Annotated in this window: 31 protein-coding genes and 2 pseudogenes; all 33 read right to left on the bottom strand. The window is 63.4% G+C overall.

What is annotated here, in order from left to right:
* A partial coding sequence (locus ADT71_RS03660) for a hypothetical protein (protein ID WP_054435870.1) occupies positions 1-246 on the bottom strand: 246 nt, incomplete at its 3' end.
* Positions 243-845 carry a lysozyme gene (locus ADT71_RS03655; RefSeq protein ID WP_054435232.1) on the bottom strand — a complete coding sequence of 201 codons (603 nt, stop codon included), beginning with the start codon at positions 843-845 and terminating at the stop codon, positions 243-245. The genes ADT71_RS03660 and ADT71_RS03655, both read right to left, overlap by 4 nt.
* Before the next feature lies 1 nt (position 846).
* Complete coding sequence (locus ADT71_RS03650; RefSeq protein WP_132468726.1) at positions 847-1,206, bottom strand: hypothetical protein; 360 nt, start codon at positions 1,204-1,206, stop codon at positions 847-849.
* 19 nt (positions 1,207-1,225) lie between these two features.
* A complete protein-coding gene (locus tag ADT71_RS03645; protein WP_054435227.1) occupies positions 1,226-1,615 on the bottom strand; it encodes a hypothetical protein in 390 nt (129 codons plus the stop codon).
* A 53-nt stretch (positions 1,616-1,668) separates the two neighbouring features.
* Positions 1,669-2,166, bottom strand: coding sequence for a hypothetical protein (locus ADT71_RS03640; RefSeq protein WP_054435223.1), 498 nt, complete (start codon positions 2,164-2,166; stop codon positions 1,669-1,671).
* The gene (locus tag ADT71_RS03635; protein WP_197282903.1) at positions 2,166-3,257 is read right to left on the bottom strand and encodes a sialidase family protein; all 1,092 of its coding nucleotides are present in this window, start codon (positions 3,255-3,257) and stop codon (positions 2,166-2,168) included. Before ADT71_RS03635 ends, ADT71_RS03640 begins: the two co-directional genes overlap by 1 nt.
* Positions 3,258-3,616: 359 nt before the next feature.
* A complete protein-coding gene (locus tag ADT71_RS03630) occupies positions 3,617-4,591 on the bottom strand; it encodes a hypothetical protein (RefSeq protein ID WP_054435216.1) in 975 nt (324 codons plus the stop codon).
* A gap of 60 nt (positions 4,592-4,651) precedes the next feature.
* Positions 4,652-7,819: a hypothetical protein gene (locus tag ADT71_RS32780; protein ID WP_231635548.1), complete on the bottom strand. Its 3,168-nt coding sequence runs from the start codon at positions 7,817-7,819 to the stop codon at positions 4,652-4,654.
* On the bottom strand, positions 7,750-9,087 hold the full coding sequence (locus ADT71_RS32775) for a hypothetical protein (protein ID WP_231635547.1): 1,338 nt from the start codon (positions 9,085-9,087) through the stop codon (positions 7,750-7,752). The genes ADT71_RS32780 and ADT71_RS32775 overlap by 70 nt, the downstream gene beginning before the upstream one ends.
* On the bottom strand, positions 9,042-10,787 hold the full coding sequence (locus ADT71_RS32770; RefSeq protein ID WP_231635546.1) for a hypothetical protein: 1,746 nt from the start codon (positions 10,785-10,787) through the stop codon (positions 9,042-9,044). Before ADT71_RS32770 ends, ADT71_RS32775 begins: the two co-directional genes overlap by 46 nt.
* A gap of 42 nt (positions 10,788-10,829) precedes the next feature.
* Positions 10,830-11,276: a hypothetical protein gene (locus tag ADT71_RS03620; protein ID WP_231635545.1), complete on the bottom strand. Its 447-nt coding sequence runs from the start codon at positions 11,274-11,276 to the stop codon at positions 10,830-10,832.
* A gap of 166 nt (positions 11,277-11,442) precedes the next feature.
* Positions 11,443-11,571 carry a hypothetical protein gene (locus ADT71_RS34850; protein ID WP_255351602.1) on the bottom strand — a complete coding sequence of 43 codons (129 nt, stop codon included), beginning with the start codon at positions 11,569-11,571 and terminating at the stop codon, positions 11,443-11,445.
* A 115-nt stretch (positions 11,572-11,686) separates the two neighbouring features.
* Positions 11,687-12,034 (bottom strand): hypothetical protein, encoded by a 348-nt coding sequence (locus ADT71_RS03615; RefSeq protein ID WP_156336459.1) that lies wholly within the window; start codon positions 12,032-12,034, stop codon positions 11,687-11,689.
* A complete protein-coding gene (locus tag ADT71_RS03610; RefSeq protein WP_054435208.1) occupies positions 12,031-12,945 on the bottom strand; it encodes a hypothetical protein in 915 nt (304 codons plus the stop codon). The genes ADT71_RS03615 and ADT71_RS03610 overlap by 4 nt, the downstream gene beginning before the upstream one ends.
* Positions 12,946-12,959: 14 nt before the next feature.
* Positions 12,960-13,436, bottom strand: a complete 477-nt coding sequence (locus ADT71_RS03605; RefSeq protein ID WP_231635544.1) for a hypothetical protein — start codon at positions 13,434-13,436, stop codon at positions 12,960-12,962.
* Entirely contained in the window at positions 13,436-13,897 is a 462-nt protein-coding gene (locus ADT71_RS03600; protein WP_054435206.1) for a hypothetical protein, read from the bottom strand. The genes ADT71_RS03605 and ADT71_RS03600 overlap by 1 nt, the downstream gene beginning before the upstream one ends.
* The gene (locus ADT71_RS32765; protein ID WP_231635543.1) at positions 13,890-15,047 is read right to left on the bottom strand and encodes a hypothetical protein; all 1,158 of its coding nucleotides are present in this window, start codon (positions 15,045-15,047) and stop codon (positions 13,890-13,892) included. Before ADT71_RS32765 ends, ADT71_RS03600 begins: the two co-directional genes overlap by 8 nt.
* Positions 14,981-15,700, bottom strand: a complete 720-nt coding sequence (locus ADT71_RS32760) for a hypothetical protein (protein WP_231635542.1) — start codon at positions 15,698-15,700, stop codon at positions 14,981-14,983. Before ADT71_RS32760 ends, ADT71_RS32765 begins: the two co-directional genes overlap by 67 nt.
* Positions 15,700-16,359 (bottom strand): hypothetical protein, encoded by a 660-nt coding sequence (locus tag ADT71_RS03590; RefSeq protein ID WP_054435203.1) that lies wholly within the window; start codon positions 16,357-16,359, stop codon positions 15,700-15,702. Before ADT71_RS03590 ends, ADT71_RS32760 begins: the two co-directional genes overlap by 1 nt.
* Positions 16,356-16,994: a hypothetical protein gene (locus ADT71_RS03585; RefSeq protein ID WP_054435201.1), complete on the bottom strand. Its 639-nt coding sequence runs from the start codon at positions 16,992-16,994 to the stop codon at positions 16,356-16,358. The genes ADT71_RS03590 and ADT71_RS03585 overlap by 4 nt, the downstream gene beginning before the upstream one ends.
* Before the next feature lie 38 nt (positions 16,995-17,032).
* On the bottom strand, positions 17,033-17,269 hold the full coding sequence (locus ADT71_RS03580) for a hypothetical protein (RefSeq protein ID WP_156336457.1): 237 nt from the start codon (positions 17,267-17,269) through the stop codon (positions 17,033-17,035).
* 42 nt (positions 17,270-17,311) lie between these two features.
* Entirely contained in the window at positions 17,312-17,611 is a 300-nt protein-coding gene (locus ADT71_RS03575; RefSeq protein WP_054435195.1) for a hypothetical protein, read from the bottom strand.
* The gene (locus ADT71_RS03570) at positions 17,611-18,054 is read right to left on the bottom strand and encodes a Bbp16 family capsid cement protein (RefSeq protein WP_054435193.1); all 444 of its coding nucleotides are present in this window, start codon (positions 18,052-18,054) and stop codon (positions 17,611-17,613) included. The genes ADT71_RS03575 and ADT71_RS03570 overlap by 1 nt, the downstream gene beginning before the upstream one ends.
* A 12-nt stretch (positions 18,055-18,066) precedes the next feature.
* A pseudogene (locus ADT71_RS03565) lies at positions 18,067-19,082 on the bottom strand (major capsid protein).
* A gap of 12 nt (positions 19,083-19,094) precedes the next feature.
* Positions 19,095-19,946, bottom strand: coding sequence for a hypothetical protein (locus tag ADT71_RS03560; RefSeq protein ID WP_054435189.1), 852 nt, complete (start codon positions 19,944-19,946; stop codon positions 19,095-19,097).
* Positions 19,888-20,235, bottom strand: coding sequence for a hypothetical protein (locus ADT71_RS03555; RefSeq protein WP_054435186.1), 348 nt, complete (start codon positions 20,233-20,235; stop codon positions 19,888-19,890). The genes ADT71_RS03560 and ADT71_RS03555 overlap by 59 nt, the downstream gene beginning before the upstream one ends.
* 1 nt (position 20,236) lies before the next feature.
* The gene (locus tag ADT71_RS34845; RefSeq protein WP_255351601.1) at positions 20,237-21,205 is read right to left on the bottom strand and encodes a portal protein; all 969 of its coding nucleotides are present in this window, start codon (positions 21,203-21,205) and stop codon (positions 20,237-20,239) included.
* Entirely contained in the window at positions 21,178-21,894 is a 717-nt protein-coding gene (locus ADT71_RS34840) for a portal protein (RefSeq protein WP_255351600.1), read from the bottom strand. The genes ADT71_RS34845 and ADT71_RS34840 overlap by 28 nt, the downstream gene beginning before the upstream one ends.
* Positions 21,894-22,079, bottom strand: a complete 186-nt coding sequence (locus ADT71_RS03545) for a hypothetical protein (protein WP_054435184.1) — start codon at positions 22,077-22,079, stop codon at positions 21,894-21,896. Before ADT71_RS03545 ends, ADT71_RS34840 begins: the two co-directional genes overlap by 1 nt.
* Positions 22,079-22,336 carry a hypothetical protein gene (locus tag ADT71_RS03540; protein WP_054435181.1) on the bottom strand — a complete coding sequence of 86 codons (258 nt, stop codon included), beginning with the start codon at positions 22,334-22,336 and terminating at the stop codon, positions 22,079-22,081. Before ADT71_RS03540 ends, ADT71_RS03545 begins: the two co-directional genes overlap by 1 nt.
* Positions 22,337-22,372: 36 nt before the next feature.
* Positions 22,373-22,984 carry a hypothetical protein gene (locus tag ADT71_RS31125; RefSeq protein ID WP_132470187.1) on the bottom strand — a complete coding sequence of 204 codons (612 nt, stop codon included), beginning with the start codon at positions 22,982-22,984 and terminating at the stop codon, positions 22,373-22,375.
* Positions 22,985-23,217: 233 nt separating this feature from the next.
* Positions 23,218-24,651: a terminase gene (locus ADT71_RS03525; RefSeq protein ID WP_231635539.1), complete on the bottom strand. Its 1,434-nt coding sequence runs from the start codon at positions 24,649-24,651 to the stop codon at positions 23,218-23,220.
* A 60-nt stretch (positions 24,652-24,711) separates the two neighbouring features.
* Positions 24,712-24,889: pseudogene (locus ADT71_RS31120) on the bottom strand (IS3 family transposase); the annotation flags it as partial.

The raw sequence follows: 24,889 nt of genomic DNA, 5'->3' as shown, positions 1-24,889 counted from the left end.
GCGCGCGGTGGCAACGTTGCGATCCTTCACCGCCACCGCCACCGCCGTACCGCCGGCGACGATCGCCAGCCCGGCCGGGAACAGCGTGCAGTATCCGGCTAGGTCGAATTCGCGCTGGTGCGCCAGCATGTCCCAGGCGATGAACACATGGGCGCCGGCAATGTAGGCCATGCCCCCGATGAAGCCGACCACGCGGTTGAGCTCGATCTGGCCGCCAGCACCGCGAAGGGCATTGGTCCAGCTCACGCCGCACACCCGGCATAAAGCGCCGCCTCATCCGCGCGGCGGCGCCTCAGCCCCTCCATCACCGCACCGTCGTTGTAGATCCACTTGCCGAACTCGGCCGCCGCCCCGGCATAGTCACCGGCGACGTGGCGCTTCGTCAGCGTGGCCTTGCCGATCGCGCCGGTGTTGTAGTGGAACGAAACCAGCGCATCGAACTGCGCCTGCGTGGTGGGCGAACTGCCGATCGCCGCGCGCACTTCCGTTTCGTACCGCACCAAGTCGTTCACGAACCGCGCATCGCACTGCGCCTGCGACCATACCGTGCCCGGGCCGATATCGCTGCCGGTGGAACCCCAACCGATCGTCCAGGGCTTGCCATCCTTGCTTCCGGGATCGGGATAGGCCTCGAACTGGCCATCGCTGCGCTTGCGCGCGCAGCCCTCCCACTTGTGCATCAGGGCGATGCCGGCCGCGCTAGTGCGCAGCTCGGTCGCAACCGGCCGCGCCACGCCGAACGCATCCAGCAGGTTGTCCAACGACAGCACATTGCCGGCATCATTAAAAAGGCCCTTCGGCGCCGCACCGCGCACGGCATCGAAAATCGGCTTGCGAACGTCCATCTCAGTTCCCCTGTTGCCGCGCCGCGACCCGCTCGGCCGAGACGATCAGTTGTGCGTGTTCCCGCGCTTCGCCGAGGCCCTGCCGCTGGGCGAGCAACTGGATCACTTTCGCTTCGGCGTTCGCGTGCGCCTGCCGGCATTCCGCCACTTCGGTTTCCAGCGTGGTCACGCGGTCGAACAAGCGGGCCACCTCGGCCTTCAGGTTCTCGATCACGAAGCGCGTGTCCTGGTCCAGCGCAGCCTCCCGCGCGTCCGTCCGCCCGGCGATGAATTCCAGCAGCCACTTCACAGCAAAGAACCCGCCGCCGGCACCGAACCCACCGGCGGCCCAACCGCCAAATGCTTCGAGGATATTCGCCATGATCCGCGTCAATCCTATCTCAGCGTGCGAGCTGCTTCTGCATCAATGCTACGGCTTCGGCGCGGAGCGCATCGTTCGTTCCATCGAGCGAGGCAGTGAGCATCAAGGCTTCAGCGACGGTCCCTTTCCACCTCGAAGCAACGGCAGCAGCGGCGACATTGCCGACAGAGAAGTGACCAGTGATCGCTACAGAGCCGGCTGTCAGCGCACCGCTTTGTGTTCCCGTCAGCTTCGTCGCTGCGCCAGTCTTCCCGGCCAGATAGAGATTGAGCGTAAGCGCGTCAGTCCCACTGGCGTTCAGGTTCATCGTCCCGATGACGATCGACTCATCAGACGTTGGCCATGGGGTGGTCGTCGATAGAGTGATCGACGCATCCGCATTCGCGCGTTTGCCAACCAGGGTAATCATCCCTGTATCCGAGCGCTGAAGCGCAAGAACACTGTACCCCGTGGATGTATTGCTCAGCTGTTGAAGAGGCACTTCCAGAGCGCCAACTGCACCCTGAGACTGCCGGAAACGGCAATAGTCAAGCCGGCACCACTTACTGTCTGAGCCCGCCGGACGCTCGCCTGGTCAAGGCTTGCGTCCCCGCCATTCCAGAAATCGAACACTTTGCGACCGCTGCCAAGCGATCGCTGAAGCGGCTTTTCCGTGACGTATGAGAGAGCCCCTCCCCCATCTACACCATATGCCGTCGAGATCAGGCTGGATCCATCCGCGTTGACGAAAGCAGGACGCACCCAGGTCAGCAATGCCGCCTTCAACGCAGCCGAGGCAGCTCCATAGTCATCCAGCATTTCCAGCGTGGCGTCGCGATCGAAGTTAACGCCTGCAGCAATAGCCGCTCGCAGTGTCGCAACACCAGGCGCCGAATAGGAGCCGACATTGAGAAAGTGAACCTTGGGATTGCCGTTAGCGTCAACGTCAGGGAGCAAGTTCGGATAAGGATAAACGATCATCAGGAGTACTCCAAAACCCAAGCGTCATTGAATTCGATAAAGAGCAACACGAAGTATTGCCCCACGGTCCCATCTTTGCGGACGACCTGCGCTTCGATCAGAAGCCCAGTCTTCCCGGGACCTGTGCTCCACATGACCCCGTAATCGGTGCGGTGAGTGAGTGAGACCGGTGCAGCCAACGGAACGCCTTCGAAATCGGTGGTCACGTCTTCGGTCAGCGTCGGATAGATCAGCCGCGACGCGGCATATGACTTGAAGCCATCCAGCGAAAAACGGATCGTCGCGTTCTGTCGCTCATTCGGATCGGCAACGTTGTAGTAGAGCCCTCGGCCCGCCTTTCCATCGCCCGGCAACGACAAGCGCAACAGGCTTTCGAACACCGCAGGAGTGGGATAGGTCGTGTCCCGGTAACCGCCAATCCAGCTTCGCCCTTGATCGAAAGACGTGGCAATTACCCGGCCGCCCCCCGTCGTGGTTCGGCAGTTGATCCGCAGGCTCCCATCGTCATTTTCGGCCACGGTGGCCTCATTGAGGTTCACGACACCCGATGGGTAAGGGACAGCGCCACCTGCGCTCCAGGAGCGGGACATTCGATCGTACCGAAGCGCGATACTGTATGACAGGCCGTCCGCGCCGCGCACCCAACCGGGCGCAATCAGAAAGCCGTCCGACATGCAAATGCCTGTTCCGGGGCCGGAGTAGAAAAGGTTCCAGGCAGCCTTGCGACCCTGCAAGACCTCATCGCAATCTGATGCCTTGAACGGCAAGGTCAGCACTGCGTTGTTGGAAGGTTTCCGCCAAGCGCCATCGCGATAGACGACATGCATCATCCGGCCAGCCTTGGCCGCGTCGCCAGCCTCTTCTGCCTCGGTGACCCCGCCAGTCACCGCCCCCCACAGCAAGTGAAGGTCCCCTGTGATCTGGTCGTAGATCGGGCAGGGATTATGATAGTCCATACCGGCCTCGTCGGCGAGCAAGGTGGTCGCCCCCCACACGCCGCCAGTCCGCTTGGCCCACGCGAGACTGATGTATCCCGTGTCACTGGCGCTGTTGCGCCGCGCTTCTGCGAATGCATGATCGTCGCCGCGCACGTTCACGCCTGCGGGAATTCGGAAGTACCGAGACACGCCTGCCCTGGCGGCTCCGATCTCCAGTGTACTGACGAACAATGGGGTTACAGCAAAAGAGGGGGCTATCCGGGACAGCCGCTCCTTTTCGGCTGCAAGCGCAACCGCGCTTTTCCCATCACTACTCCCGCCAAAGGTAGAGGAAACATATCCACGCGCGTCTAATACAGCGCCGGAAGGCACTCCGGTTCCCGCTATGTAAGGGTAGGTCCTTGGAGTTCGCATCTCCAGATCTCGAATGGATTCACTGTAGTTCAGCCCTGTGCCGTCTATCACCGCGCCACCGTTGTTCTGGGCAACGAGGTATCCGCGAGGATCCAAGGTTACCTGGGTTGAGGGAGAAAAATTGCTGTACTGCTTGGGCAGCAGGCCAAGCGTTGGCCTCCCCAACTCATCGAGCGTCGCCTCGACTTCAGCAGCCGAAGCCGAAGCAGAGGCCGCCGCATCCGCGGCGTCTTGCTTTCCAGCGCATTGCGCCAGCGCCAGCCCGCCGGGCTCACCGAATAGCTGTACTGCCCAGCATTCGAAACCGTCCCCCCTACCACAGGGTCAGTGTGCGTACCGGTATCGCTGGAAAGAACAGAGGCGATCTGCCCTGCCGTACCGACCACGGCCGCCAGTTCGGCATATGTGGCCTTCTGCAGCATGCCGCCCGTGGCCAGCGCCGCGTCGCGCGCTTCCCTGGCGTCGTCCGCGAAGCCGGAGGAATTATCGGCTGCCGTTTCCGCATTGGCCAGTGCCTGCTCTGCGCCGCCCTTCGCGTCCTCGGCCTCCCCTTTGGCCGTCAGCGTATCGGCAAGCGCGCTTGCAGCTCGCTGAGCCGCGTCCTCGGCGAAGGCCGGATCGTTATTGATACCCCGAACTTTCCCGTCCACCTTGGCAAGAACCTGCCCTTCGCCAACGGTGCCGAACTCCAGGCCCTCATCACCGATTGGCGCCTTCAACGCCCTGCCGATGTCCCGCTTCAGTACCTGATCTCGCAAGGCGGACCGGTCATACCCCTCATTCACCGGCTCTGCGAGCCAGGCAGAACCATTCTCGAACTCAAGGTCCTGCGTGAATAACGGATCAAGGACGGGGATGATGACCGTCCCACTCGCAGGCGCTGTGTAGAATGCAATGGAGCCGCCGGCGCCGCTGTTGAGCGCGACCGTGTAGAGCGACCCATCTGCCTCCGCCCCATCGACCAACACCGCCACCTCGCTGGCAGTCGGTGCCGTAAAGGTGAAGGGGAATACGGTGGTGACGCCGTTCGCAGTGTACGGCCCCGAAAATGCGTTGTCGGTCGGAACAGCCATCTATCGCCTCGCCTAGGATGGCAAGGAGTTAAGGGCTGCGCTTGTGGCGTTGAATCGCCCCTACTCCTCGATTTTCCCGGTAGACAACCCTTGCAGCCAGTCTCCGAAGCCATCCGGTTCCGCATCGCCGCTTCCCACATCGACGAGAAACTGGGTGGCTGACGCCACCTGCCCCGGCACCAACCCGGTCAGATATCCCGCGGTCTCCAGAATATCCTTGGTAGCATGCTTGGTTTCTTCGCCACGCGTGATCTTCCCGATATCGCCAGCCGTCCCGACCAGGCTTTCGAGTGCTCGCTGCACTGGCGTGATGGAGGTACCGCGCCAGCCGGCGCCGCGAGCCGCATTCCATGACGGCTCGAACACATCGCGGACGATTGGAATCGGACCAAGCGAATTTGCAAGGAGCTTGCGAATGAGCCACTGCGACCACCATTCATCTTCGTCCGGCCCGGCGGGCGCGCCCACTGCGCCGCGGAGAACCTCAGTCAGCAGCGCGGGCAAGACAAGCAGGAAGAAGCCCCGAGCGGCCAGCCGCGGCATATTGCGCAGCCTTCGTCCATCCGCGCCCGTCACGTCTCTGCCAAGCGTGCGCTGGCGCTGATACTGGGCCGAAAAGTAGCTGTAGAACATGGTCGCCAGCTTTAGCGCCTCGCCGTGCTTTCCGGTGCCGCGCTGGATAGCTGCAAGATCCTTCGGTCCGCCGGCGCCCTGGGACTGCCGCACAGCCTTGTCGGCAGCGTAAGCCGCATCCGCCTCGGACATGCCCGCCTTCACAGCGTTGTCATAGGCGGCCATCCACGTGGGGACGGACACAACCATGTCCATGTAACCGATGCCGTGGAAGAAGAATTTCTTGCCATCTAGCACCAGCGCGGCGGCTTTCGTCGCCGGGTTCGCCATCGAGATGCGGGCGATTTCAGTCCGGAGGTCGCGGTCCAGCGTCGCCATGCGATGGCGCACTTCGTCGGACCGCTCCATCACGGACCGGATCGCGGAGGCGGGGTTGCGCGCGAACTGCGCCAGCGCCTTCGACATGGCTGCCTCTCCCACGACTTCCATGGAGTTTGAGTATCCTGCGATCTGCGTCACCATTGTAGTGGCACGCAGACCCATACCTACAGCCGTAGTGTTCGCCCGCAGCTTGCCCAGCCACTTGCCGAACCCTTCGTTACCGGCTCGTTCCACCGCCCAGGAGTTGGCGACGAACTTAACCCACGGCCGTAGCTGGTTTCCGATCTCCTGGCCGAGGGCACCATCGACCGCGCGGCGGACGCGCTCGCTCGATAGGAAACGGTTCGCATTGATCACCGCCTCGCGGTGCGTGATGTCGTGGATCACCTCGCCCAGATGGCGGTTGATAACACCAAGGTCGAGCAGGATCGGCCGCTTTACCTGTTCGTCGCGCGCTTTGGTCGAACTGGCTCGCGTGGTGGCGCGGGTATAGCCGCCCTCCAGAAGATCCCGCTCTTTCCCGGCATTCTCCTGCGCCTTGTAGTTGCGCGTCGAATCGTAGACCGCCGGGTAATAGCCGCCGCGCATCTGCCCGTTGCTGGTGGTGACGAACTTTCGCGCCCTCACCTTGTCCGGCGCGACGCCGTTTACCCGCTTCTCGATCTCGGAAATCTGCGGCCACAACGTATCGATCTCGTCCCAGACGTTCTGGACGAACTGCCATTCCTGCTGCGTCAGCGTCTGGTCGAGGTAACCGACGAGCGCGCCGCCGTTAAGGCGATAGCCATCGGCCAGGCGCTGGAGATTGCCTTCGTTCCCAACGTTGAGCGCCATGGCCACAAGCTGTTGCCGGTTGAGCACCATAGGCCGCCCGGTCTCGACATCGGTAAACGGCAACGTGATCCGGTCTTGCCAGCGCGAAGCGATCTCCGCAGGCACCGCCTCGAAAAGGGCTTTGATCCGGGCCTGATAGTCCTTCACCATCTCGGTCTCACGCGCCTGCGCCGCCGCGATCGGGCGGAAGACTACGCGGTTGAACACGCCGTTGGAATTGCCGCCGTCAAGCCAGTCGAAAACGGTCTCCATCTTGAGGAGGGACGAATCGATGCCCGCGATCTTGCTCCGCAGGCTTTCCCACCAGCCGGGCGCGGCCAGGTCCTGCGGCGGGCGTCCACGCAGGTTGGCTGCGCTATCGACCGCTTCCTGCTCCAACGCCTCCCATTCGCGCTGCTCATTGCCCTCGACAAGGCTCTGCTTCAGGCGGCCCAGGTGCATGATCTGCTTCACCGCCTCGTCGAGCATGAAGATGTCATCGATCGGCATCTGGCTCCAATTGGTCAGGCCCAGCGTGGCAGTGAAGGATTCGGGAACGACCACGTCGAAACCCTCAGCTTCGCGCGCAGCAGCCCAGGCAGAAAAGCTGCCCTTGCGCTTCTCATAGATCTGCGAGCGGCGCTTGAGGTCCACAGCCTCCAGCAGCATCTGCGCCTGCTCCAGGTAATCTTGATCCACAGCCTTGCGGGTCTTTGCCTCCGCAATTTCATCCAGCCGCTTTCGCACGGCCTCGACCTGGTCGGCGGCGGCGAAGGCTTCGGCGGCGAGCGCATTATTGAGCATCTGGAACTGCTTCTGCCGATAGGCCTCCGCATGGTCGCCGGCCACCAGCGCAGCTTCTGCGGCTTTGGCCGCCCGCGCGGCATTGCGGGCATGGCGGACGAGCGCGCCGGGCGATGCGACATCGATCCATTTCCCGGACCTGACTTTGCCCCGCGCCCAGTCGCGCGCGATCTGATACGGCAACGGACCGCGACCGGAACGGCGGCCAAGCGCGCGGATCTCCGATGACAGAACTTCGCCCAGCATTTCCGATTGCACGGCGGCGAGCGCTTCCTGCTCGATAGATCCGTCGTTGAGCGGATCGCCATAGCGGCGGTTCATCTCGGCGTCGGTAGCCGTCTCGATCGCACGATCGCGCATGGAGCGCTTGTCGCCATTATCGCGGGCTTCGCGGTGAAGGCGCTCTGCCCCGATCAGCGCCTGCAACATCTCTGAGGCTGAGCCGTAACCCGCCATCTCCGCAATGTGCTCCGGGTTTACCCCGTTCTCGGCATAAATCGGCGGAACCCGGCGCGGCAACATGTCGAGCGCATCAAGGCCCAGCCGATCGACCACCCATTCCTTGCTGATGCGGCTACCACCACGGTTCATGTCCATGGCGGCCATCGCCTTGAACAGCGGAGCGTTGTCGATCCGCTCTTCTTCCTCAACCCGCACGGCGCGCCGCTGGTCGCGGTACCGTTCCGTCTCGCGGCGGCGGATGGTCGACAGACCCGCTCCAGCAACTTCGCATTCGCCGCTGCGCTCGCATCGCGCGATTTCTCTTGGTAAGCTGCGAACTCGGCCTGCGACATGCCCGCCTCTGCGGCATCCTTGAACAAGTTCTCGATGCCCTGCCGATCGCGGGCCGCCGAGATCTCCTCATCAGAGGCGATCATGCGATCGAAGACCTCGCGGATCTCGGGCGTTATGTCGGAACGCAGGCTCGCCACCGACTTATAGATCGAGAGCATCCACTGCCGGACGTTCTCGAAAATGCGGGTCAGCGCGGTCGTCGGCGCCTTCCCCTCCATGAAGTAACGCTCGATGCCGCGAGCGAACAGCTCGTGCGCCTCCACCGGGATCGTTCCGTCTTCGGAAACGGCGTGGCCGGAATGCGCAAACCAGCTCCGCACCGCCTCCCAGTCGCTGCGGAGTTGATCCGGCGCATTCTCCAGCGCCGCGTCGGCCATCAGCTCCTCAAGCCAGACATGCCCCAGCTCGTGGATCGGCGTGGAAAGGTCGCGGCCCTGAAAAAGCTCGATGATGCGGCGATTCTGCTCAAACACGGTTCGCCCGCGCGCGCTCTGCTCGTAGGCTTGCCCACCTTCTGCCGGGCGCGACATGCGATCGACCGCGTCTCGCACCTCTTCGTCCGTCATGTTCGACGGCGCGTACCCGGCCTCCTCCAGCGTCTGCCGCAGGTCCTCGGCCAGCGCGCGAAACTCGTCGGTGCGGGTTTCCGGATAGAGAGCGGTCCCGCCGGAAAGCTCCTCGCGGATTGCGTCGAGGAGGCGTTGGGTGTCGAGCGTGGAAGGTCCCTGCTCATTTTCCACATTGGCAAGGTCGGGAAAATACCCGGCCTCGATCGCGGCGCGCAGCGTGTTGTCGATCCCGAAATCGCCCATGCCGGACAAGCCGCCGGTCAATTCGGCCTGCCGAACATCGTACCCGGTCAGGTAGCGGCTTGGAACGCCCATGGAGGCCAGATCGCCCCCGGTATCGTTCATCCCGCCCCGCTGTCGGATGAACTCCAGCAGGCTCGGGCCCACTCCGTAATCCACCGAACCGCCCGCTCGCATTGCGTTGATGACGAGGTCCAACCGATCGGCGCTGACCGCCTCGGCCACGCCCTCCGGCAGGATCTGGCGAATCGACAGGTCGTTCAGATCGTCGGGCGTCAGTTCCATGCCCAGCCGCTGCGCGCGGGTCTGGGCGCGTTGCACGGCAATCTCGGCATACTGGCGCGCGACGGCGCGGTGAAACTCTCGCCGAACATCCCGGCCAGCCGGTCGACCAGCTGGTCCCGCGCCGTGCGCGCCGCCCTGCCCTCGCGATCCGACCGAGCCAGTTCATCAGCAGCGTGGCCGAGGATATCTTCCATCGCCTCATCGAAGGTCTGGGCTTCACGGGTCGACATGCCGCCCTGGCTAAGGCGAACGTCATCCTTGATCGCATCCCACGCCGGGGTGCCGACGACGTCGGTCAGGAAATCCTCGATCGGCATAACGACGTCGCCGCCGGTGGCGGCTGCTTCGGCGGCATCGGTCTGGGCAAGCGGGTCGGCATCCGGATCATAATGGTCCGACTGGTTGTAGGCGCGGATCGCCTCACCAGGAATGAACACGGCGGTCGCCCCTGCTTCCTGCGCCTGCGCGCGCACTAGCGTGCGGAACGATTCCGGGTCGCGCTGTTTCAGCTTCGATTCGGTCGTTGCACGCGCCGCCTGTTCGAGAAACGATTTCTCCCTCTTCGCCTGATTTCGATCGTGAAGACGCTGGCCAACCGACAGGGTTGCGTCCGTCGCGCGGTGCGCTGCTCCGATGGCAACGGACGTGGTGCCGGTGCCTCCCAACGTCGCAAGCGCGGTCTGCGCTGCCGCCTCGGGACGCTCCGCAAGAAAATCGCCAAAGGTTTTATTGCTATTCTCCGGCAAATACGACCAGTCGGCCATATCCTGGAAGAATGTCGCTACCTGCTCACCGGTCATCTCCTGACCCAGTTCGCGAATGAACGCCTTGCCCCAAGGAAGCTTGCGCGTGGTCATTTCGAGAAGTGTGCCCATCGGGATCCTCTCGGTCAGAACTTCGGTCCCACCCTGCGCTAACGCCAGCCGGGCAGCGCGGTCAGGCGATACACCTTTCGCGATGGCGTCTTGATAAGATGTTCCGGCGACTTGCGTACCGATCGTGGTCGCGCCAATCGTTGGGTTGCGGGTGAGCAGTGCGATTGCGGTCAGCGGCAGAGAGTCGATGCCCTGCAGCAGTCCTTCGCTGATGCTGTTTCCGCCGCGCGCGGTCTGGCCGCCAGCCTCCGCCTTCGCATCCCAGTAGCTGGCCACGCCTACGCGCTGCCTCCTCAAATCCTTGCGCGTGCGCTCCACGTCGATCCAAGAGATATCGAACGCCCGGTCCACAGCATCGACCGCCGCATCGATCGGAGAGAACAGGCTGTCCTGCGCGTCCTGGATGGTGTTCCATGTCTTCGTCAGTCCACCAGCTACGAGCGGCAGACCGCGATGCCATAAACGGCCAGGAATGTTGCTTACGAAGTCCCAAGCGGTTCCGAGTGCACCCAGACTTTTGGAATCATCCGCAGCCATCGCCGCGCCGCGAGGATTAGCCATCGCCCACGCAGCGACGGCAGGGTATTGCGTGGCGGTGGCGGTGAATCGGCTTGCGTTCAGCGATCTTTCGTAAAGGTCGATATTCCCCTCAACAGCGGAAGGGTTCTCGCCAGCAGCGCGGGCCACCCGCTCCACGCGGGCCACATCGTCAGGTGCACCGGATTCGAGAATACTACGCCGTGCAGAATTGGCGCGCATCGATGTGAGGGTATCCGAGATCGGATCAGGATCGGCCGTCTGGCCTGCTCCTCTACGCTTCAGCCTGTCATAGTAGTCGAACGGGATGATAGGATCGGCCATGCCGCGGGAATATGGCGGCCCACGCTGCCATTGAATCGCCTGTCACGGCCGTCCCGCCGCCAGCCACTGCTGATAGCCGGACACAATCTGCGACTGCGTCGGCTGCCCGCGACCACGCCAGGCCTGCACGAAGTTCTGACGGAAATCGTCGGGTACATCCGTGAGCACCTCGAACTGCCGCTTGTCGCTGCCGAACCATCCGCCGGTTCCCGGCACCACCTTGATTCCGGATTGGAACAGTTGCGACACCGTCTTCTGATCTGGAAGCTTGCCGGCTTGCCGCGTGACCTGGCCAAGGCCGGCGCTGATGTAATCGAACATCGCGACCTTCTGCTCGTCCTTGAGCTTCACGCCATTGTGCTTTTCCTGGAACTCGATCTCCGACGATATCTTGGAGCGGAAGGACGTCTCCTCATAAGTCGGCGCTGGCTTGGAAAGCAGTGTGGCCTGTTTGGTGGCCAGGCCATTGAGCGCCTCCGGGGCAATCACGCCCACATATCGCTTGAGATCGACACCCTTGAAGCCATCCGGATCGAAGCGGGCCTGCGCCTCCAGCGTCCATTCCGCCGACTTCCCAGCCGCGTCGGCAGCGGCTTTTTTTTCGCCTCACCGATCCGCCGTTCGGCATCGCTGTACTGTGCCAGATCAACCGGGCTCAAGTTACTCCGCACTCCGGCCGGATCATCGACACTTTGAAATTGTCACCAGCGTTGAGGGCGATGGCCTTCGCCTGTTCGTCGGCCTGCTGCTGCTGCGATCGGAGCAGGCCCTCATCGGTCGTCATGCGGCGATCCCACACGCCCTTGACGCGCTTCACCGCTTCCGGAGACCATCTCTCCGCCGCCGCCTTCTTTTCAATGGCCTGGTAGATCGCGGGCCGATTCCACTCGCGCGGCGAGTTATTGAAACCCGCAGCGCCGCCTAGCCAGCCCTTCGCCTTTTCCTTGTGAGCGCCGAGCAGGTTCTCGACGTGGGAGCGAAGGTGCCATTGCCATCGCTTGCCTCATACCGGCCGGAGTTCCTGCATTGATCGTGGAATAGAGGTCGAGGACGCCCATGCCGCGCTTGAAGCCGCGGTCCTGGAGGTAATCGCCGATCGCCTTTGTCCAGTCTTCCGGGCTCGATGCCTTGTCGATGCCGTACTTCTTGCGCTCCGACGGCCCGAACTGGATCAAGCCCATATACTGCCCGCCCTTCCCGCCCATGATCGTCGGCGAGAACGTGCCGCCGGTCTCATAGGACATCACGGCCGCGACTTCCGAAGGATCGAGGCGAAGCGGTTGGCGACGTTCACCGCGACGCTCTGCCACGGGCCTGCCTTGGCGCCATCCGGTGCGTTCCCTGACGTCGGTTCCGCATTGATGAGGTCAGCGCGATAATCGTCGATGCGATCCTGAAGCGGCCCCTGCATGCGTGCCATTGTCTTCGTGTAGAGATCGCTCGTCATCTCGTCGCGGTAAGCGCCCAGATACTGGCCAACCTGGTCGAGATCCGGGTCGGGGCTTGAGAACATGCGGTCGAGCACGCCGCCATGCAGCTTCGATACGGCGGCCTTCTCGGCGATCGCATAGGCATCGGGTGCCGTATCCCGGTCCCAACCGTCGAAGGCGAGCTGCCGCGCCACGCTGTCGCGAAGGGCAAGGCTGCTGCGATCACGAAAAGCCGGATTGTCGGACGACACCGCCGCATCGATGAGCGCGTCCTGCTCGATGCCGAAGCTCTGCCGCGTTTCGTCCTGCTGCTGGCCCAGCGCGTGGCTCGCACCCATGCGGCGCGCATCGCTGTCCACCTCGGCCAGCTGCTGCTCCATCAGCATCCGCATGCGCGGCGACGTGGCGGTGCCGATGGCGTCCTTCTTGATCTGGTCGAGCGAAGTGTTGAAGCCGTCCTGTCCGGCGCGCGCCGCGCCAAGCTTCAAGGCCTTGAACTGATCGAGTGCCGAGGCGTACTGGCCCCGCGCCTGCGAGACAGCAAGACGGCTCTGCGTCTCATCATTCTCGAGGTCGATGCGATCCTGAACATTCAGAACCTCCGACAGTCCTTTCAGGCCCTCGGCGATGATGCCGGCCGCTCCGGGCCCGTCGGGTGCGCGAAACCGCTGCTGCGTGGTCTGGACCGGCCCGACCTGTCCGGGCTGATACTGCGGAACGCGAGGCACTTAGCTGCCCCTCTTCATTTGACTGTACTGGTTGGCGCCGCTGAGAAGTGATTTGCCAGCGTCGAAGCCAGCGCTGACGAGTGCAGCGGTCCCCGCCTGGCGCGCGCCCCGGCCTGGCTCTTGTAGTTCGAAGCGGCGATGTCGTGCCCCCGCACGTTCTGAGCGCCCTGGCTATAGATCCTGCCGACGTCCTCGCGGCCAAGCATATCGGTATCGGCGACAACATCGGCCGCCGTCCCGAAGTCGACGCCGACACCGGCCGCCGCGGCCCTGGCGCGCTGCTGCCCCTTCATTTGGCCGATCTTGCGATAGTGATCGAGCGCAGCGTCCTTGGTATTCTGAATCTCCTGCTGCGCGGCTTCACGCTCGATAGACGCATTACGGTCGGCAAGCTTGGCCTGGAAGCGCGATTGCGCGTTCGCGGCGAGCCCGCCGAAGATTGCCCCGGCTGCGGCTACCCCAGCCGCAATGACCGCCACAGGCGCGCACATCAGGAATACCCCTTTTCGAAGCGGCGGAAAGCAACGCCCCGCACGCACATTTCGTCATCGCCGACAGTGAAGCCCCACCGCTGCAAGAGACGGATGGCGCGTCCATTGTGGGACGACACTAGATTGCTGAGGCGCGGCGATGAATCGCATAGCCGGGCAACGAACGTCGGCCCCAACCTCAGCAATTCACGCCCATGGCGGTAGACCTCGTCAGTGCCGAGGAACCACGGCGTCCCGAGACCGCCGATGAGATCTTCAACCACCACACCGAACATCGCCTCCGGCCAGCCGTCTACCGTTGCTGTCCAGCACTGGGAGCTGACAGCAAGCCCCATGCGCAGCGCATGCTTGCCCGTCCGGCCCATTGCCTCGCACTCTTCCCGGTCGATGATGCGCAGGCGGTTGGCGATGGTGTTGATATGGCGACGCTGCGCCGGGACAATGGCTATCCGGCTACGCACCGTGCAGCACTACGTCTGCGGCAACGCCCAGCACGGTAAGCGGCAGTGGAGCCTCCGATCTCACCAGGCACGAAATGCCATCTGCGGCCTTGTTCGCAGTGCTCACAAGGTAGTTTCCGGTCATGAGATCGTCCGGCGCGCCATAAGCTTCGTCGATGCGATTCTTCACGAGAAACAGGTTCGCATCATCGATCCCGGCTAGCACCGACCGGCTGTTGCGCAAGGTCAGTACCACGTCGCCTGGCTGCTGGCTGCGGCCGACATTCCAGCCGCTACCCGGCACATTCATGCGCAGCGGCAACGTCTCCACCTCAGCCGTGTAAGGGATGCCGAAAGTCACCTTTCGCGCCGTCGGCTTGATGGGAGGCAGGGTTACACTGCCGTTCTCAACCACCAGATCGAACACGGCGACGCCGTCAGCCAGACCCCAGATCGTGCGCCCCTCCAGGTGCCAGAGACCTGAGAAGGTTGAGCGAGGCTCGTCGAACTCGGCCGAAACAGCGCAGTCAACGTACACGCTGTCGGAAACATCACTCCACAAGTGCGGCGCCAAGCGCTCCACGAAACGGCGCGTCTCACCCTGAACCTGCCGCTCAACGATGAAGTAGACGCGGTCTTCGCCGTTCTCCGAGATCGCGATGCAATCCAGGAACTTCCCGTCGGTCTCGCACAGCGTCCAGCCCCAGACGTTCTGCTCCTGCTCCCAGGCAAAGCAGAGCAACGCACCGTCAGACCGGCAAGCCCAGATCAGCGAACGCGGCTCCTGAGCATAGCACCAGCTCACGATGTCGAAGCCTTCGAAGAAATGCGGCGAAAAGATCGACACGTCGTTAGACTTCTGGCCGTCCACGTCGAACGAGTAGAAAATCGTCCGGACCGTCGAACCGACCGATGGGATGTAGAACACCACGTTGTCGACGACGATGGCCTGCGTGCGCGCCGCGCCGCGGCCGATCTGCCTCTTGGGCGATGGCGGCGAATTGCCGACCAGGATACCGCCCTGCCCGTCGCCATCCACCGTAAAAATGGAGTCGGAGGAAAGGGCCAGCAGACCGGTGGTGGACACTAGCTGGTTGATGGAGTTCACCCGGCCCGCCACGATGGTGAAGGACAGGCTATCGTTCTCCCGCAGCGGCTGCGAACGATCCATGTTCTCCAGTTCGGCAGAGCGCGAAGTCCACACGCCATTCGGAACGTTGCGCGTGCGAGCCCATATTCCGCGTGTTCGAACAGCGTCACGGTGGAGGGGTAATCCGACGGGGTCGCGCCAAACGGATTGTAGCTTTCGGGCGGGGCCTGATCGAGTGCGGGGCCGATATTGTCGTCCCGGAAGGTCAGGCCGTCCGTGGTGCCGATATAGCCGAAGAACTGCGAATTCTCGGCCTTGTAAACCTTGTAGCGATCCGCACCCGTTACCGCTGACCAGGTGATCGTGTTGTAGTTGCGCTTCAGCGTCAGGTCGTTGGTGGCCGGGTCCTCATTGGACGCGCGGCTTTCCAGCCCGTTCTCGTCGATCGCGGTGACGCAGTACGTCGCCGGCTGCGGGAAAAAGTTCTCACCGTCGTTGGGATCGTCAACGTTGGGGGTCGTGTTCACGGCATTGCAGCCGGTCGGCGCGGGCAGCGCAGGCCCGAAGGTGACGGTGACGAATTCCCACTTGGTATGCTCCTCGCGCAGGAGCTTTCCCGGCGCGTGGTCGATGTGGGCGATGTACATGGTGTCCGCGGTCTGCTCGAAATCGAGCTCCGCAAGCTCGACACCGTTGTAGGGCGAGCCGACCTGATAGACGCGGGCAACGCCCATTATGGAATCTCCGTCCTGTCGCGGCCCCAGCCCGAGCCCCCGCCCGGCGCAATGATGGGCGGCGTGGGATCGGGAACAGGGTCGGGGACCACCGGCGCGGGCGGATCGGGATCGGGCGCCGCGGTGCGCGTCTCGCCTCCTTCGGCGGCGGTGAACGCGGCAAGGCCTGTCGTGTCGGCATCGATGGTGAAGTTCGCAGCATCGATAACCGCAACGACCTTCCACGTTCGGCCATTCAGCAGCACGCCGAGCTCTCCGGCGATCCCGGTCAGGTACACGCTGTTCCCCGCCGTATAGCCATGGAAAGCCGCCGTGATGCGGGCATTCACCGCATTGGAAATCGCCGCGATTGCCAGTTCTGTTTCAAGCAGGCGGCCACCCAGAGCGCAGGGGCTCATGTAGCCCTGCCCCATCTCCAGCGCATAGGTCTGGGTCAGCGAAAACTGGAAAGGCAGCAGGCGGTTCGGCTCGCTGTAGTCGAGCACCTCGGCCACCAGGTGCGTTCCCGGCCGCTTGTCGAGGCCGCCATATTTGAGCACCATGACATTTACACCGCGGCGCACGGCCGACTGGTAGGCATCGACGTCGAAGCGGCCATGCAGATGCGGGGCAAGAACGCCCTTGCTGAAATTGGGCTGTGCCGCGCGGAAATTGCTCACCGCATGATCCCCATCCGCGCTAGTTCAGCGTCGGAGACATAGGCGGTCTGCCGTTGCGGCATCTTGTTCTCTTCGTGGGCGACGGCACGGGCGCGGGATAGTTCGGCCACATTCGCCAGCGCCGCGCCAACCTTGGGGTCCTTGGTGAGCGGCGTGGCGATCCGAACCGCCAGCTCGTCCACAAAGGCCTTCTGCATCAGACCGCTCAGTTCGGACGCCTGGATCGACGCCGCCGTATAGATCAGCGTGGCGGTGGCAACGTTGCTGTAGAGCTTGTCGCCTTCAAGCAGGAAACGCAGCGGGAAGCCGTCTTGCAGCGGAAAGTTGAAGGGCCCTCCCTCGGGCAGGCACTGCGCCGGATCTTCACGGCGCCGGAGCGCCAGCGGTGTTTCCATGTCGGACGGCTTGGCATAGGCGAACAGCCATTCGGACGGCCGATCGTTCGTCACTTCGGCCAACACCACGCGGCGGCGGCCAAGCGGCATGTTATCCGACCAGCCGATCATCTCGTCCAGCAGCGGCTGCGCAAATCGAACGCATTCCCCCGCTTCGATCGACTGTTCGTTGAGGCTGGCGATCTGGCCTTTCGCGACGGCGGCGAGCGACCGGTTGCAGAGTTCGATAAGGCTGGCCATCCGGCGGGTCTACGGCGGCGGCATTCGGCGTTGAATCGCTAGGGCGTCGGCCCGGCTTCAAGCGCGGCGATGCGCGCTTCATGGTCTGCCAGTTCTGCCTGCGCCGCCTCGATCTGTGCGGCCTGATCGGTCGCAAGGCTTTCCAGCGCAGCCAGTCGCGCCAGAATTCCGGTTACGTCGGCACCGCTCGCCTGCACGACCGGCCCGGGAATCGCCTGCGTCCGCCGCGCCGGCGTGCGGGACTGGTTCAAGGGGTTGCTCTGTCTCTGCTGCATCGAGAAGTCGCCCGGGCGGGAGAAGTCGCCCGGGCCTCCCCGTCAGGCGTCTGCGTCGTCCGCCGCGAGGGCGGCGACCAGTGCGGCCTTGTCTTTCCCGGTGGTCGGGATCTTGCGGGCGCTGGCCAGCGCCTTCACATCGGCTTCCGAAAGCGCGGAGTAGCGCGACGGATCGCCTTTCTTGCGCTTCTTGTCCGCGGGGATTTCCTGCCCCTTCTCGTCCAGCCAGTTGTCACCGATCGGCGCGGCGGCGTCGGCTTCGAAAGTGTCGCCGTCGTAGACCATGCGGCCTTCGTCGGAGAGGTAGATCTGCCCGCCTGCGGTGTAAGTCACCTTGCTCATTATGCGCCTCCGAAGGTGCGATTGGTCTGGCGGGCCATGACGGCGCCAGCGGTGATCGCACCGGCCGTGCCGGTCCCGACCACGACATAGTTCAGCCGCATGTATCGGCGGCGCACCCCCTCGGGGATGTAGTCGGGAACATGGAACTGGAAGCCGGCAACCAGCTCGGCCACCGGTACGGCCCGGCTCGCCTCGACATCAAGCCAGGTCGAATTGTCGGCCGAAGTCTGGACTACGACCTGGAGAGAGGTCAGGCCAGCGAACGCCGTGGTCACGCGGACAGACAGCGGTAACGGGTCGCAGCCGATGCCCACATCGCGGGTCAGCGGAGTGCTGCTGCCATAGGGAGTGCCAGTTACGCCGAGATCGACGACGTTGGTCGAAGGCGCGGTGGCAGTGAAGGCCTGCCCATCGCTGAACAGGAGGGTGTTATCGTAAATCATCGATCCGTCTCCTTACGCCACGAGGGTTTCGGCGTTGATCAGCGCATCGTCCTCGCGGATCGGCATGCCGCGCCAGGACTCGACCTCTTCACCGAACAGCTCCATCGGCTTCAGCCGGACAAAGTTGTCGACGCCCGGGCGCGAATTGGTGGCTTCGCCGTCCAGCGCCTCGATCAGGGTCTTGTTCATGTAGATGGCGGTGCGGCCGGGACTGACCTGGCCTTCGCGCTCCATCTTGTAGGCGCGGCGACCATGGAGCTTGTAATAGCCCTTGCGGAGCAGCGAATTGATCGAGACGGTTCCGGCGATCACGTCGGACACGTCGATATTCGCGATGCGCACGTTGTAGCGCCAGTCCTTCACGGTGATACCGGCGTGCTGCGTGAACATCTCTTCCTTGACGTAGTAGGGATCGCCGTTCGCATCGAGAACGCGCTGCTCGCCCTTGTCTTCACGCTGCACACCAGCCGGCATGTTTTCGGGCGTGAGCACGGAAGTCTGGCCGTCACCGTGAGTGACCATCCAGATCGAGGCATTGTCGCGCCGGTGCCGCCGCCATTGATGACGTTCGGGTTCGCCAGCGAGTTGTAACGCGGCGCGAGGCCGTGGAACTGCTTGCCGTTGATGAACGTGTTCGAATACCAGACCGCGCTTGCGAGCGTCTGCGCCATGATCTCGAGGAAGCCCTGGCCTTCCATGAGGCGCAGCTTCGCGGCCTGGTCGGGCTTGAGCTTGAGCAACCGGGTGTCGACGGCCGACAGGCCTTCGATGAAGCCGGTCGTGTCTTCGACCTGCGTGTAGTTACCCTTGCTCTGCTTGATGCCCTGATAGAGGGCGCCCCACGAGACCGACGGCAGGCCGGTGCGGATGGACGAGGCGTGCTTCGTGCCCTTGTTGCAGGTGATGACGTTGGCGTCCTGCATGAAGGGGGTGAGCTGGGTCAGGGCCTCGACGACATCGCCGATCCCATCGCCGCCTGCCTTCAGGACGTCGATGATGTTCCAGTAAGAGGTGCCGAGAATGGCCATTGGGAAGTCCCCTTAGTCGTTGGGATAAAGCCGCTTCTCGGCAGAGATTTGGCTTGCGGGCACCGCGCCGGGGCGCGGAAAGCCGTCTTCGGAAACCAGTTCCCCGACCTTGCGCATCATGCGCACCATCTCGGGATGATTGCCGAAGCCGGTTTCGGTGAGCACCTTCCGGAAGTCCGAGCCCTCAGGGTAACCGAGCGCATCGAGGGCCTTGCCGCTCAGGTGCAATGTCTCTTCCAACTTGCCGCCGCCTATGTCCGGATCGGCGCGCGCGGCTTCTGCCCATTCCGCCTTCTGCTTCGCACCGGCATCGACGAGCTGCTGCAGCGTCGCCTGCGCCACGCTTTCGCGAAACTTCGCAGCCGCGGGCATCAGTTGGTTGGCCTGGTCGTTCGTCAGGCCCATTTCCTTGAAAACGGGCGTGGCCTCGTCGATCGCGGCCTGATCGAGATCGATTCCTTCGGCCGAAATCTCGTACTTCTCCGGTACGACAAGCGCGGGCGGAGTTTCCGCCGCAGGCGGCGTCTCACCCTCGGGCTTTTTCTCACCGCCTAGCAGCGAGGTTTCGGGCTCGGCCGCTGCTGGCGGCGCTTCGCCGGACGGCGCGGCGGGCGCGGCCGGCTGTTCGGCGGGCGGCGTGTCTCCGGCGGGTGCGGCTGGGGGCGTCTCGGCTGATGGTGACGCGGGCGCGGCCGGGGTTTCTCCGCCGCCGGTGCCGGCATCGTGATCTGGCGCACGCAGCAGGCGTCCGCGACTACGCTCGAAAGCAGTAGGGCGGATGCCAAGTGCGCGAGCAAGCGCGATGTCACTCGCCCAGCTCTTTCGAGTACCGGTCCGTGTCGCGATGTTGATTGCGGTTGCCATGGGTCTTCTCCTTCGGGGTGGGGTTTATCGCCTCGCGGATCGCGGCGTTGATCGTGGCCAGTGCGCCCCCTGTGCGGAGGGCCTCAGGCTGGCCTTGCTCGATCATGAGCAGGATCTCGAACCCCAGGCTCCGGCGCCCCTCTGCAAAGCTGAGATCACGCTGTGTTGGCCCATGAGCAGGGCCTTCATGGCTCAGGAGCCCGGCGCTTTGAATCGCGGCGAAAAGGAAGCGGCGGAACTCGGCCTGCGCCAGCAGATGCTCCGCGTCTTCGCGGCTGATCTCGGTCACGTCAGGCTCCCGCCAAGGCGGGAATGCCCGCACCGCCGAGCAGGCCGGTCTCGGAAAGCAGCTTCGCAGCGTCAGCGCCGTCCTTAACGGCAGGCATCATCGCGGCCATCTGCTGCTGCTGTTCCTGCTGCGCGCGATCGGCGCGGATCTTGTCGACTGCGTCCTGGTCACGAAGAATGCGGCCCGGCACGCCAAGGCGGTCGTAATATTCGCGAAGGGCTTCGTCGGTATCGACGTTGTCCATGACCTGCGGAGCGGCGGCGGCGAGGTTGCCCGCCATACCGAGGCCGCGCTCGATCTGGCCGGTACCGACGGCGCGCTGCATCTGGGTGAGGATCGACACGAACTCGGTATCGATGCGCAGGCCTTCCTGCTCGGCAAGCGAGGGAGGCGGAGGACGCAGTAGGCCGCCGCGCGCCATGATACCGAAGGTGCGGTCGATGACTATCTCAAGCTTCTCGTTTGAGACGCGCTCGATCACCGGCCCGAGTTGGGTGAGCTTTTCCTCGTTGCGGCTGGCGATCTCCTCCATGTTCCGCGGCTGGATGCCGCGCATGTTGGTGATCGCGTTGAACAAGTCGGCGAACGACAGGCCGTCGATCTGCTGCCGGCACTTGTCGATCTCCTGGCTGATCGCGTCGACTGCCTGATAAGGCATTTGATAGGCGGGCATCGCAGCATACTGGTCGAGCTGGCCGACGGAGCGGACCGCGCCGGGCTCGCCGGTAACGCGCACGCCCTGCTTCACCAGCATCTCGGGCTTCACCAGCTTGTCGATCGCCTCGTTACGGCGCTTCGACTGCATCTGGAGTTCGCGAAGCGCGGGCAGCGCCTCCATGCCGGGCGACACGCCATAGGTATCGCCGCCGACCACATCCCAACGCGGCGCCCAGAAGGGCTGCTCGTTGTAGCCCTTGACCTGCATGACCTCGGAGGTCTTGTTTACCTCGGCCCAATAGATCGAACGCATGGCATGGAGCCGAAGCGGCGCGGATCGAAGTCATGATTGGGCTCAATCAGGTTGTAGAACGTGTAAACCTGGTCGGCGAGCTTGCCCTTGTACGCGTCCATTATCGTCTTGGGTGTATTGCCCCGGAACGTCTGAACGATCTGGCGCGCGGTCATGGAGCACTCGCGGGCAAGCGTGTCCGGTACCAGTGCGTCGGACAGCCCGATCCAGTATTCGCCGGCAGTCAGGCTGTGGCACACCGCGCCCACGGTCTGGTGCTCGACCATGACGCAGGCCTCAGTCCCGAACAGGCCCATCTCGCCATAACCAGCCTTGGCCGCGCCGTAGAAGTTGGTGCGGGCGAGGAACGCGTACATCGCGGTCTCGCAGTCCGAGAGCCACGCGCGAACGCCGGGCTGCTCGTTCAGCTCCTCGTTCGACAGCTTCAGCGTGAACCATGGGCGCGATGCCGAGGTCAGGCCAGACGTCATGCCGTTGGTCAGCGTGCGGAACGCCTCGATGCCGTGAGGATCGAACAGGCGGCTGTTACGAATGCGACGCTTCGTCCCCTTGTCCTTGTCGGACGAGAGGAAGCGCGTGCGAGCGGGCTGCGCGAACCGAGCGATCTCCCGGTACTCAGGCTCGAAGTCAGAACGGAGGTTCTTCAGCGCCTGGAGGCGTACCTCGCAGTGCTCGCGGAGCGATGCCATCAGCCGAGCGTCGGCGTTCCGACGGTCGGGGAGCCGATCGTGCCCTGCGGCGACGTCATAAGCCCCGCGATGATCGCGCGGCGCTGTCGGCTATTGTCCGTCGAGCCCTCGGGCGCGCCGTTGTCCGGCAGCTTCGTCGCCTGCCGCTCCGGCACGGTCGCGATGTCGGGAGTGCTGGTGCACATCAATCCGCAGCCTTCTCGGCTGCGGGCAGTTCGCCCGACTTGATGAAGTCGAAGATCTGCTGGGCGAGCTTGAATACGAGCGGTGCCGGCTGGATGCCGATCGCAATTGCGCGATCGACCGCCCACTGGCGGATGATCTGATCCTGATACGCAACTTCCCGCGCCAACTGCTCGGGGTCCGCTTTGAAGAGACCGGCGTGTCGGCCAACGGCTTCGAGATTTTCGAGGCGCGCATCGAGCGCTGCGGTGTCGGACATTGTGCCTCCTGTGGTCAGGAGGCGGTATGCGGCTGGTCAGTCTGGCGTTGAATCGCGCTTTGATTTTGCGCGAGGAATGTAAAGCCGCATCTCCTCACCCATAACCTGAGCGAGGTTGGGAAGATGGGCGTTAAGCTGGGTTGTTAAAGCGTGGATGTGTTCTCGGAGATCCGTCACGCGCTGCGAAGTGCCGAACTCATGCGCAACATTGCCAGAGCTTCGAAGAACCATGAGGCTGACTTGCGCGTCAACAACATCTCGTGCCTGCTGATTAATATCCTGAATTTTTTTGCGGACTTCCCCAGCGAACAAAAACTCTGCCTGCTCGAGCTGGTCACTCATTTCAACAGATGCTTTGTATGACTGTTCAAAATCAAACGACGGCAGCGTGGTCGCTCGTACGAATTCTCGGCATGCCTTAAAAACAGCAAGCCGGCGCTCGTACAGATCAGCCCTCAAAGCTGCCCGCTCCACATCCACCTGGTGCTCAAGTATTTCCGCTTGTCGTCCCGCGATTTTTGCCTGTTCCTCACTAACCCGCAACTGCCGCAATCCTACAATCACAGCGCCCGCGACCGCTACACCACCCGCGGTTAACGTCGCGAATGCGTCCCACGTAAAAGTACACCACAGAACAGAACAGCTCACCAAGACCCCCCGCTGATGAAAATCTAACCGCTGTTATCCTGTTGGTTGCGCGAGGGAAATAGGTTGCTCAAATCTCCTCATACCGGTTGTGACTGCGGGCGGACGGAAGAGGACACGTCTTCATCTGCTCGCCGCGCTCAAACCGGACGCGGAGCGCCGGAAGGTTGCGGCCGATCCAGTCGCGCGGGTACCCAAGGTTGGGCAGAGCCGCGAGCCAAATCTCGAACTCCGAATCAGTCCAGTTCGCCATAGCGATCGCCTCCATTCCCGTAGTTGCTGGCGTCCATGTAGCTGGGCACGTTGCGAGGCCCGACCGGCTCGGCGAAGGTGCAGGCGAGCGCGTCGCCCTCGTCAGGCGAGGCGAGCCCGCGCTTCTTCATGTCCTTCTTGCGCTCCAACATGATCGAGGTGTCGTCGCCGCCGAAGCTGTAGAGCGGACCGGTCAGATCGTCCTCGAGCTGCTGGTCGACGGGGATGCAACCGGTCGCCAGCCACTCGCGCTGGCTGGTCCATATCTCGGTGCGCTTGTTGAAGACGTTGGTGGGCATGCCGTTGAAGTAGGCCTGCCGCACCTTGGTCGAGCCGAACCACACCTCGAAGATCGGGATGTCGGGCAGGAGCTGGCGCAGTCGATCGATGATGGCCGCGCCGATGTTGCCGGCGTCGACCATGATCGCGTCGGGATGCTCCTGCTGGGCTTCCAGCGCGACGTCTGCCGCGATGGTCATGGAATCCATGTGGTGCCACTTCTTCCACTTGCGCGAACGCGCGTCGCGGCCGCAACGCTTGGCCAGGACGCTGCTGTCGTCGCCGAAGCGGGCGCAGTCGAGGCCATAGATCAGCGGCTCCGTGCCGAGCATGTGCGGTATCTCGCGGCGCTGGGCGGCCTGCACCACGTCCGATCCGATGAACTGCATCGAGGACGCGGACGGGAACATGCCCCGCACACGAACCTTCGCGATGTCGCTGTCCTCACCGTAGGTATCGACGATCTCTTGCAGGTACTTCTTGTTGGTGCCCTCGACGGTCCGGCTGTCGACCTGGCGCGTCTTCCAGAGGTTGCGCTGCTTCCCGAAGCACTCGCGAAAGTCGCCGGTGTTCTGGGTCGGGTTGCCGAAGGCCAACCAGATGATCTCGGTGTCGGCGTCGGTAAGCGCGCCGAGCGCGACCTCCCATACCGGCTTGGGAATGCCCGAGGCTTCGTCGAAGATCAGGATGATCCGCTTGCCCTCGTTGTGAAGGCCCGCGAACGCTTCAGTGTTGTGCTCCGACCAGGTGGCAAGATCGAGCCGCCAGCCCTTGTCGTGCCCGGCCATGGTCGAGACGATCGACGTGGCGTTGACCTTGAACCAGTCGTTCGTGATCCCGAGGCGGAACCACTTGGCTATTTCCGGGCCCGTCTTGGTGAGGAGCTGGCCCTCAGTGTTGGCGGTGACGACGATGCGGGTATCGACGCACGTATCCATGCCCCACTTCGCCAGCATGGAAATCAGCGCGGACTTGCCGATGCCGTGGCCGGACGCGACGGCGATGCGCAGCGGGTCGTGCCGCGTGTCGGGGTTGCTCAGATGGTCGCGGATCTCACCCATGACCCAGCGCTGCCACTCGCGCGGACCGGTCTTGTCGGCAAGTTCGGTCCCCAGCTGGCCCCACGGATAGGCGTACATGGCGTGGCCGAGCGGATCGTGTGAAGCGCCCCGGGTTTTCAGGAGGCAGTTTTCATTTGGCTATGCAGCCATATCGAGGTTCTCGAGGGCTGCATAGTAATTGTCTTCGGCCTCAGCGGGCGGGATGTGCCCGATAGGGCCGAAGAGCCGGTGATTATTGTACCAATCGACCCAGCGCAGCGTTGCCATTTCCACGGCCGAAACGCTTGGCCATGATCGCTGCCGCCAGATGACCTCG

Origin of the sequence: Novosphingobium sp. ST904, assembly GCF_001298105.1 — a bacterium.
Lineage (GTDB): Bacteria > Pseudomonadota > Alphaproteobacteria > Sphingomonadales > Sphingomonadaceae > Novosphingobium.
Note: the sequence above shows the minus strand (reverse complement) of the source record. Positions and strands in the feature narration are given on the sequence as shown.

What these genes read in the sequence shown, in the direction of transcription:
- ADT71_RS03540 (WP_054435181.1), bottom strand. Translation starts at nt 22,336, where the DNA reads ATGTCCGACACCGCAGCGCTCGATGCGCGCCTCGAAAATCTCGAAGCC.
- ADT71_RS03525 (WP_231635539.1), bottom strand. Translation starts at nt 24,651, where the DNA reads ATGTACGCCTATCCGTGGGGCCAGCTGGGGACCGAACTTGCCGACAAG.
- ADT71_RS34845 (WP_255351601.1), bottom strand. Translation starts at nt 21,205, where the DNA reads ATGCGTTCGATCTATTGGGCCGAGGTAAACAAGACCTCCGAGGTCATG.
- ADT71_RS32770 (WP_231635546.1), bottom strand. Translation starts at nt 10,787, where the DNA reads ATGGCCGATCCTATCATCCCGTTCGACTACTATGACAGGCTGAAGCGT.
- ADT71_RS03545 (WP_054435184.1), bottom strand. Translation starts at nt 22,079, where the DNA reads ATGTGCACCAGCACTCCCGACATCGCGACCGTGCCGGAGCGGCAGGCG.
- ADT71_RS03560 (WP_054435189.1), bottom strand. Translation starts at nt 19,946, where the DNA reads ATGGCAACCGCAATCAACATCGCGACACGGACCGGTACTCGAAAGAGC.
- ADT71_RS03605 (WP_231635544.1), bottom strand. Translation starts at nt 13,436, where the DNA reads ATGTGCGCGCCTGTGGCGGTCATTGCGGCTGGGGTAGCCGCAGCCGGG.
- ADT71_RS03640 (WP_054435223.1), bottom strand. Translation starts at nt 2,166, where the DNA reads ATGATCGTTTATCCTTATCCGAACTTGCTCCCTGACGTTGACGCTAAC.
- ADT71_RS34850 (WP_255351602.1), bottom strand. Translation starts at nt 11,571, where the DNA reads ATGACGACCGATGAGGGCCTGCTCCGATCGCAGCAGCAGCAGGCCGAC.
- ADT71_RS03650 (WP_132468726.1), bottom strand. Translation starts at nt 1,206, where the DNA reads ATGGCGAATATCCTCGAAGCATTTGGCGGTTGGGCCGCCGGTGGGTTC.
- ADT71_RS34840 (WP_255351600.1), bottom strand. Translation starts at nt 21,894, where the DNA reads ATGGCATCGCTCCGCGAGCACTGCGAGGTACGCCTCCAGGCGCTGAAG.
- ADT71_RS32760 (WP_231635542.1), bottom strand. Translation starts at nt 15,700, where the DNA reads ATGGGCGTTGCCCGCGTCTATCAGGTCGGCTCGCCCTACAACGGTGTC.
- ADT71_RS03585 (WP_054435201.1), bottom strand. Translation starts at nt 16,994, where the DNA reads ATGGCCAGCCTTATCGAACTCTGCAACCGGTCGCTCGCCGCCGTCGCG.
- ADT71_RS03655 (WP_054435232.1), bottom strand. Translation starts at nt 845, where the DNA reads ATGGACGTTCGCAAGCCGATTTTCGATGCCGTGCGCGGTGCGGCGCCG.
- ADT71_RS03575 (WP_054435195.1), bottom strand. Translation starts at nt 17,611, where the DNA reads ATGAGCAAGGTGACTTACACCGCAGGCGGGCAGATCTACCTCTCCGAC.
- ADT71_RS03580 (WP_156336457.1), bottom strand. Translation starts at nt 17,269, where the DNA reads ATGCAGCAGAGACAGAGCAACCCCTTGAACCAGTCCCGCACGCCGGCG.
- ADT71_RS32765 (WP_231635543.1), bottom strand. Translation starts at nt 15,047, where the DNA reads ATGGATCGTTCGCAGCCGCTGCGGGAGAACGATAGCCTGTCCTTCACC.
- ADT71_RS03570 (WP_054435193.1), bottom strand. Translation starts at nt 18,054, where the DNA reads ATGATTTACGATAACACCCTCCTGTTCAGCGATGGGCAGGCCTTCACT.
- ADT71_RS03645 (WP_054435227.1), bottom strand. Translation starts at nt 1,615, where the DNA reads ATGATTACCCTGGTTGGCAAACGCGCGAATGCGGATGCGTCGATCACT.
- ADT71_RS03630 (WP_054435216.1), bottom strand. Translation starts at nt 4,591, where the DNA reads ATGGCTGTTCCGACCGACAACGCATTTTCGGGGCCGTACACTGCGAAC.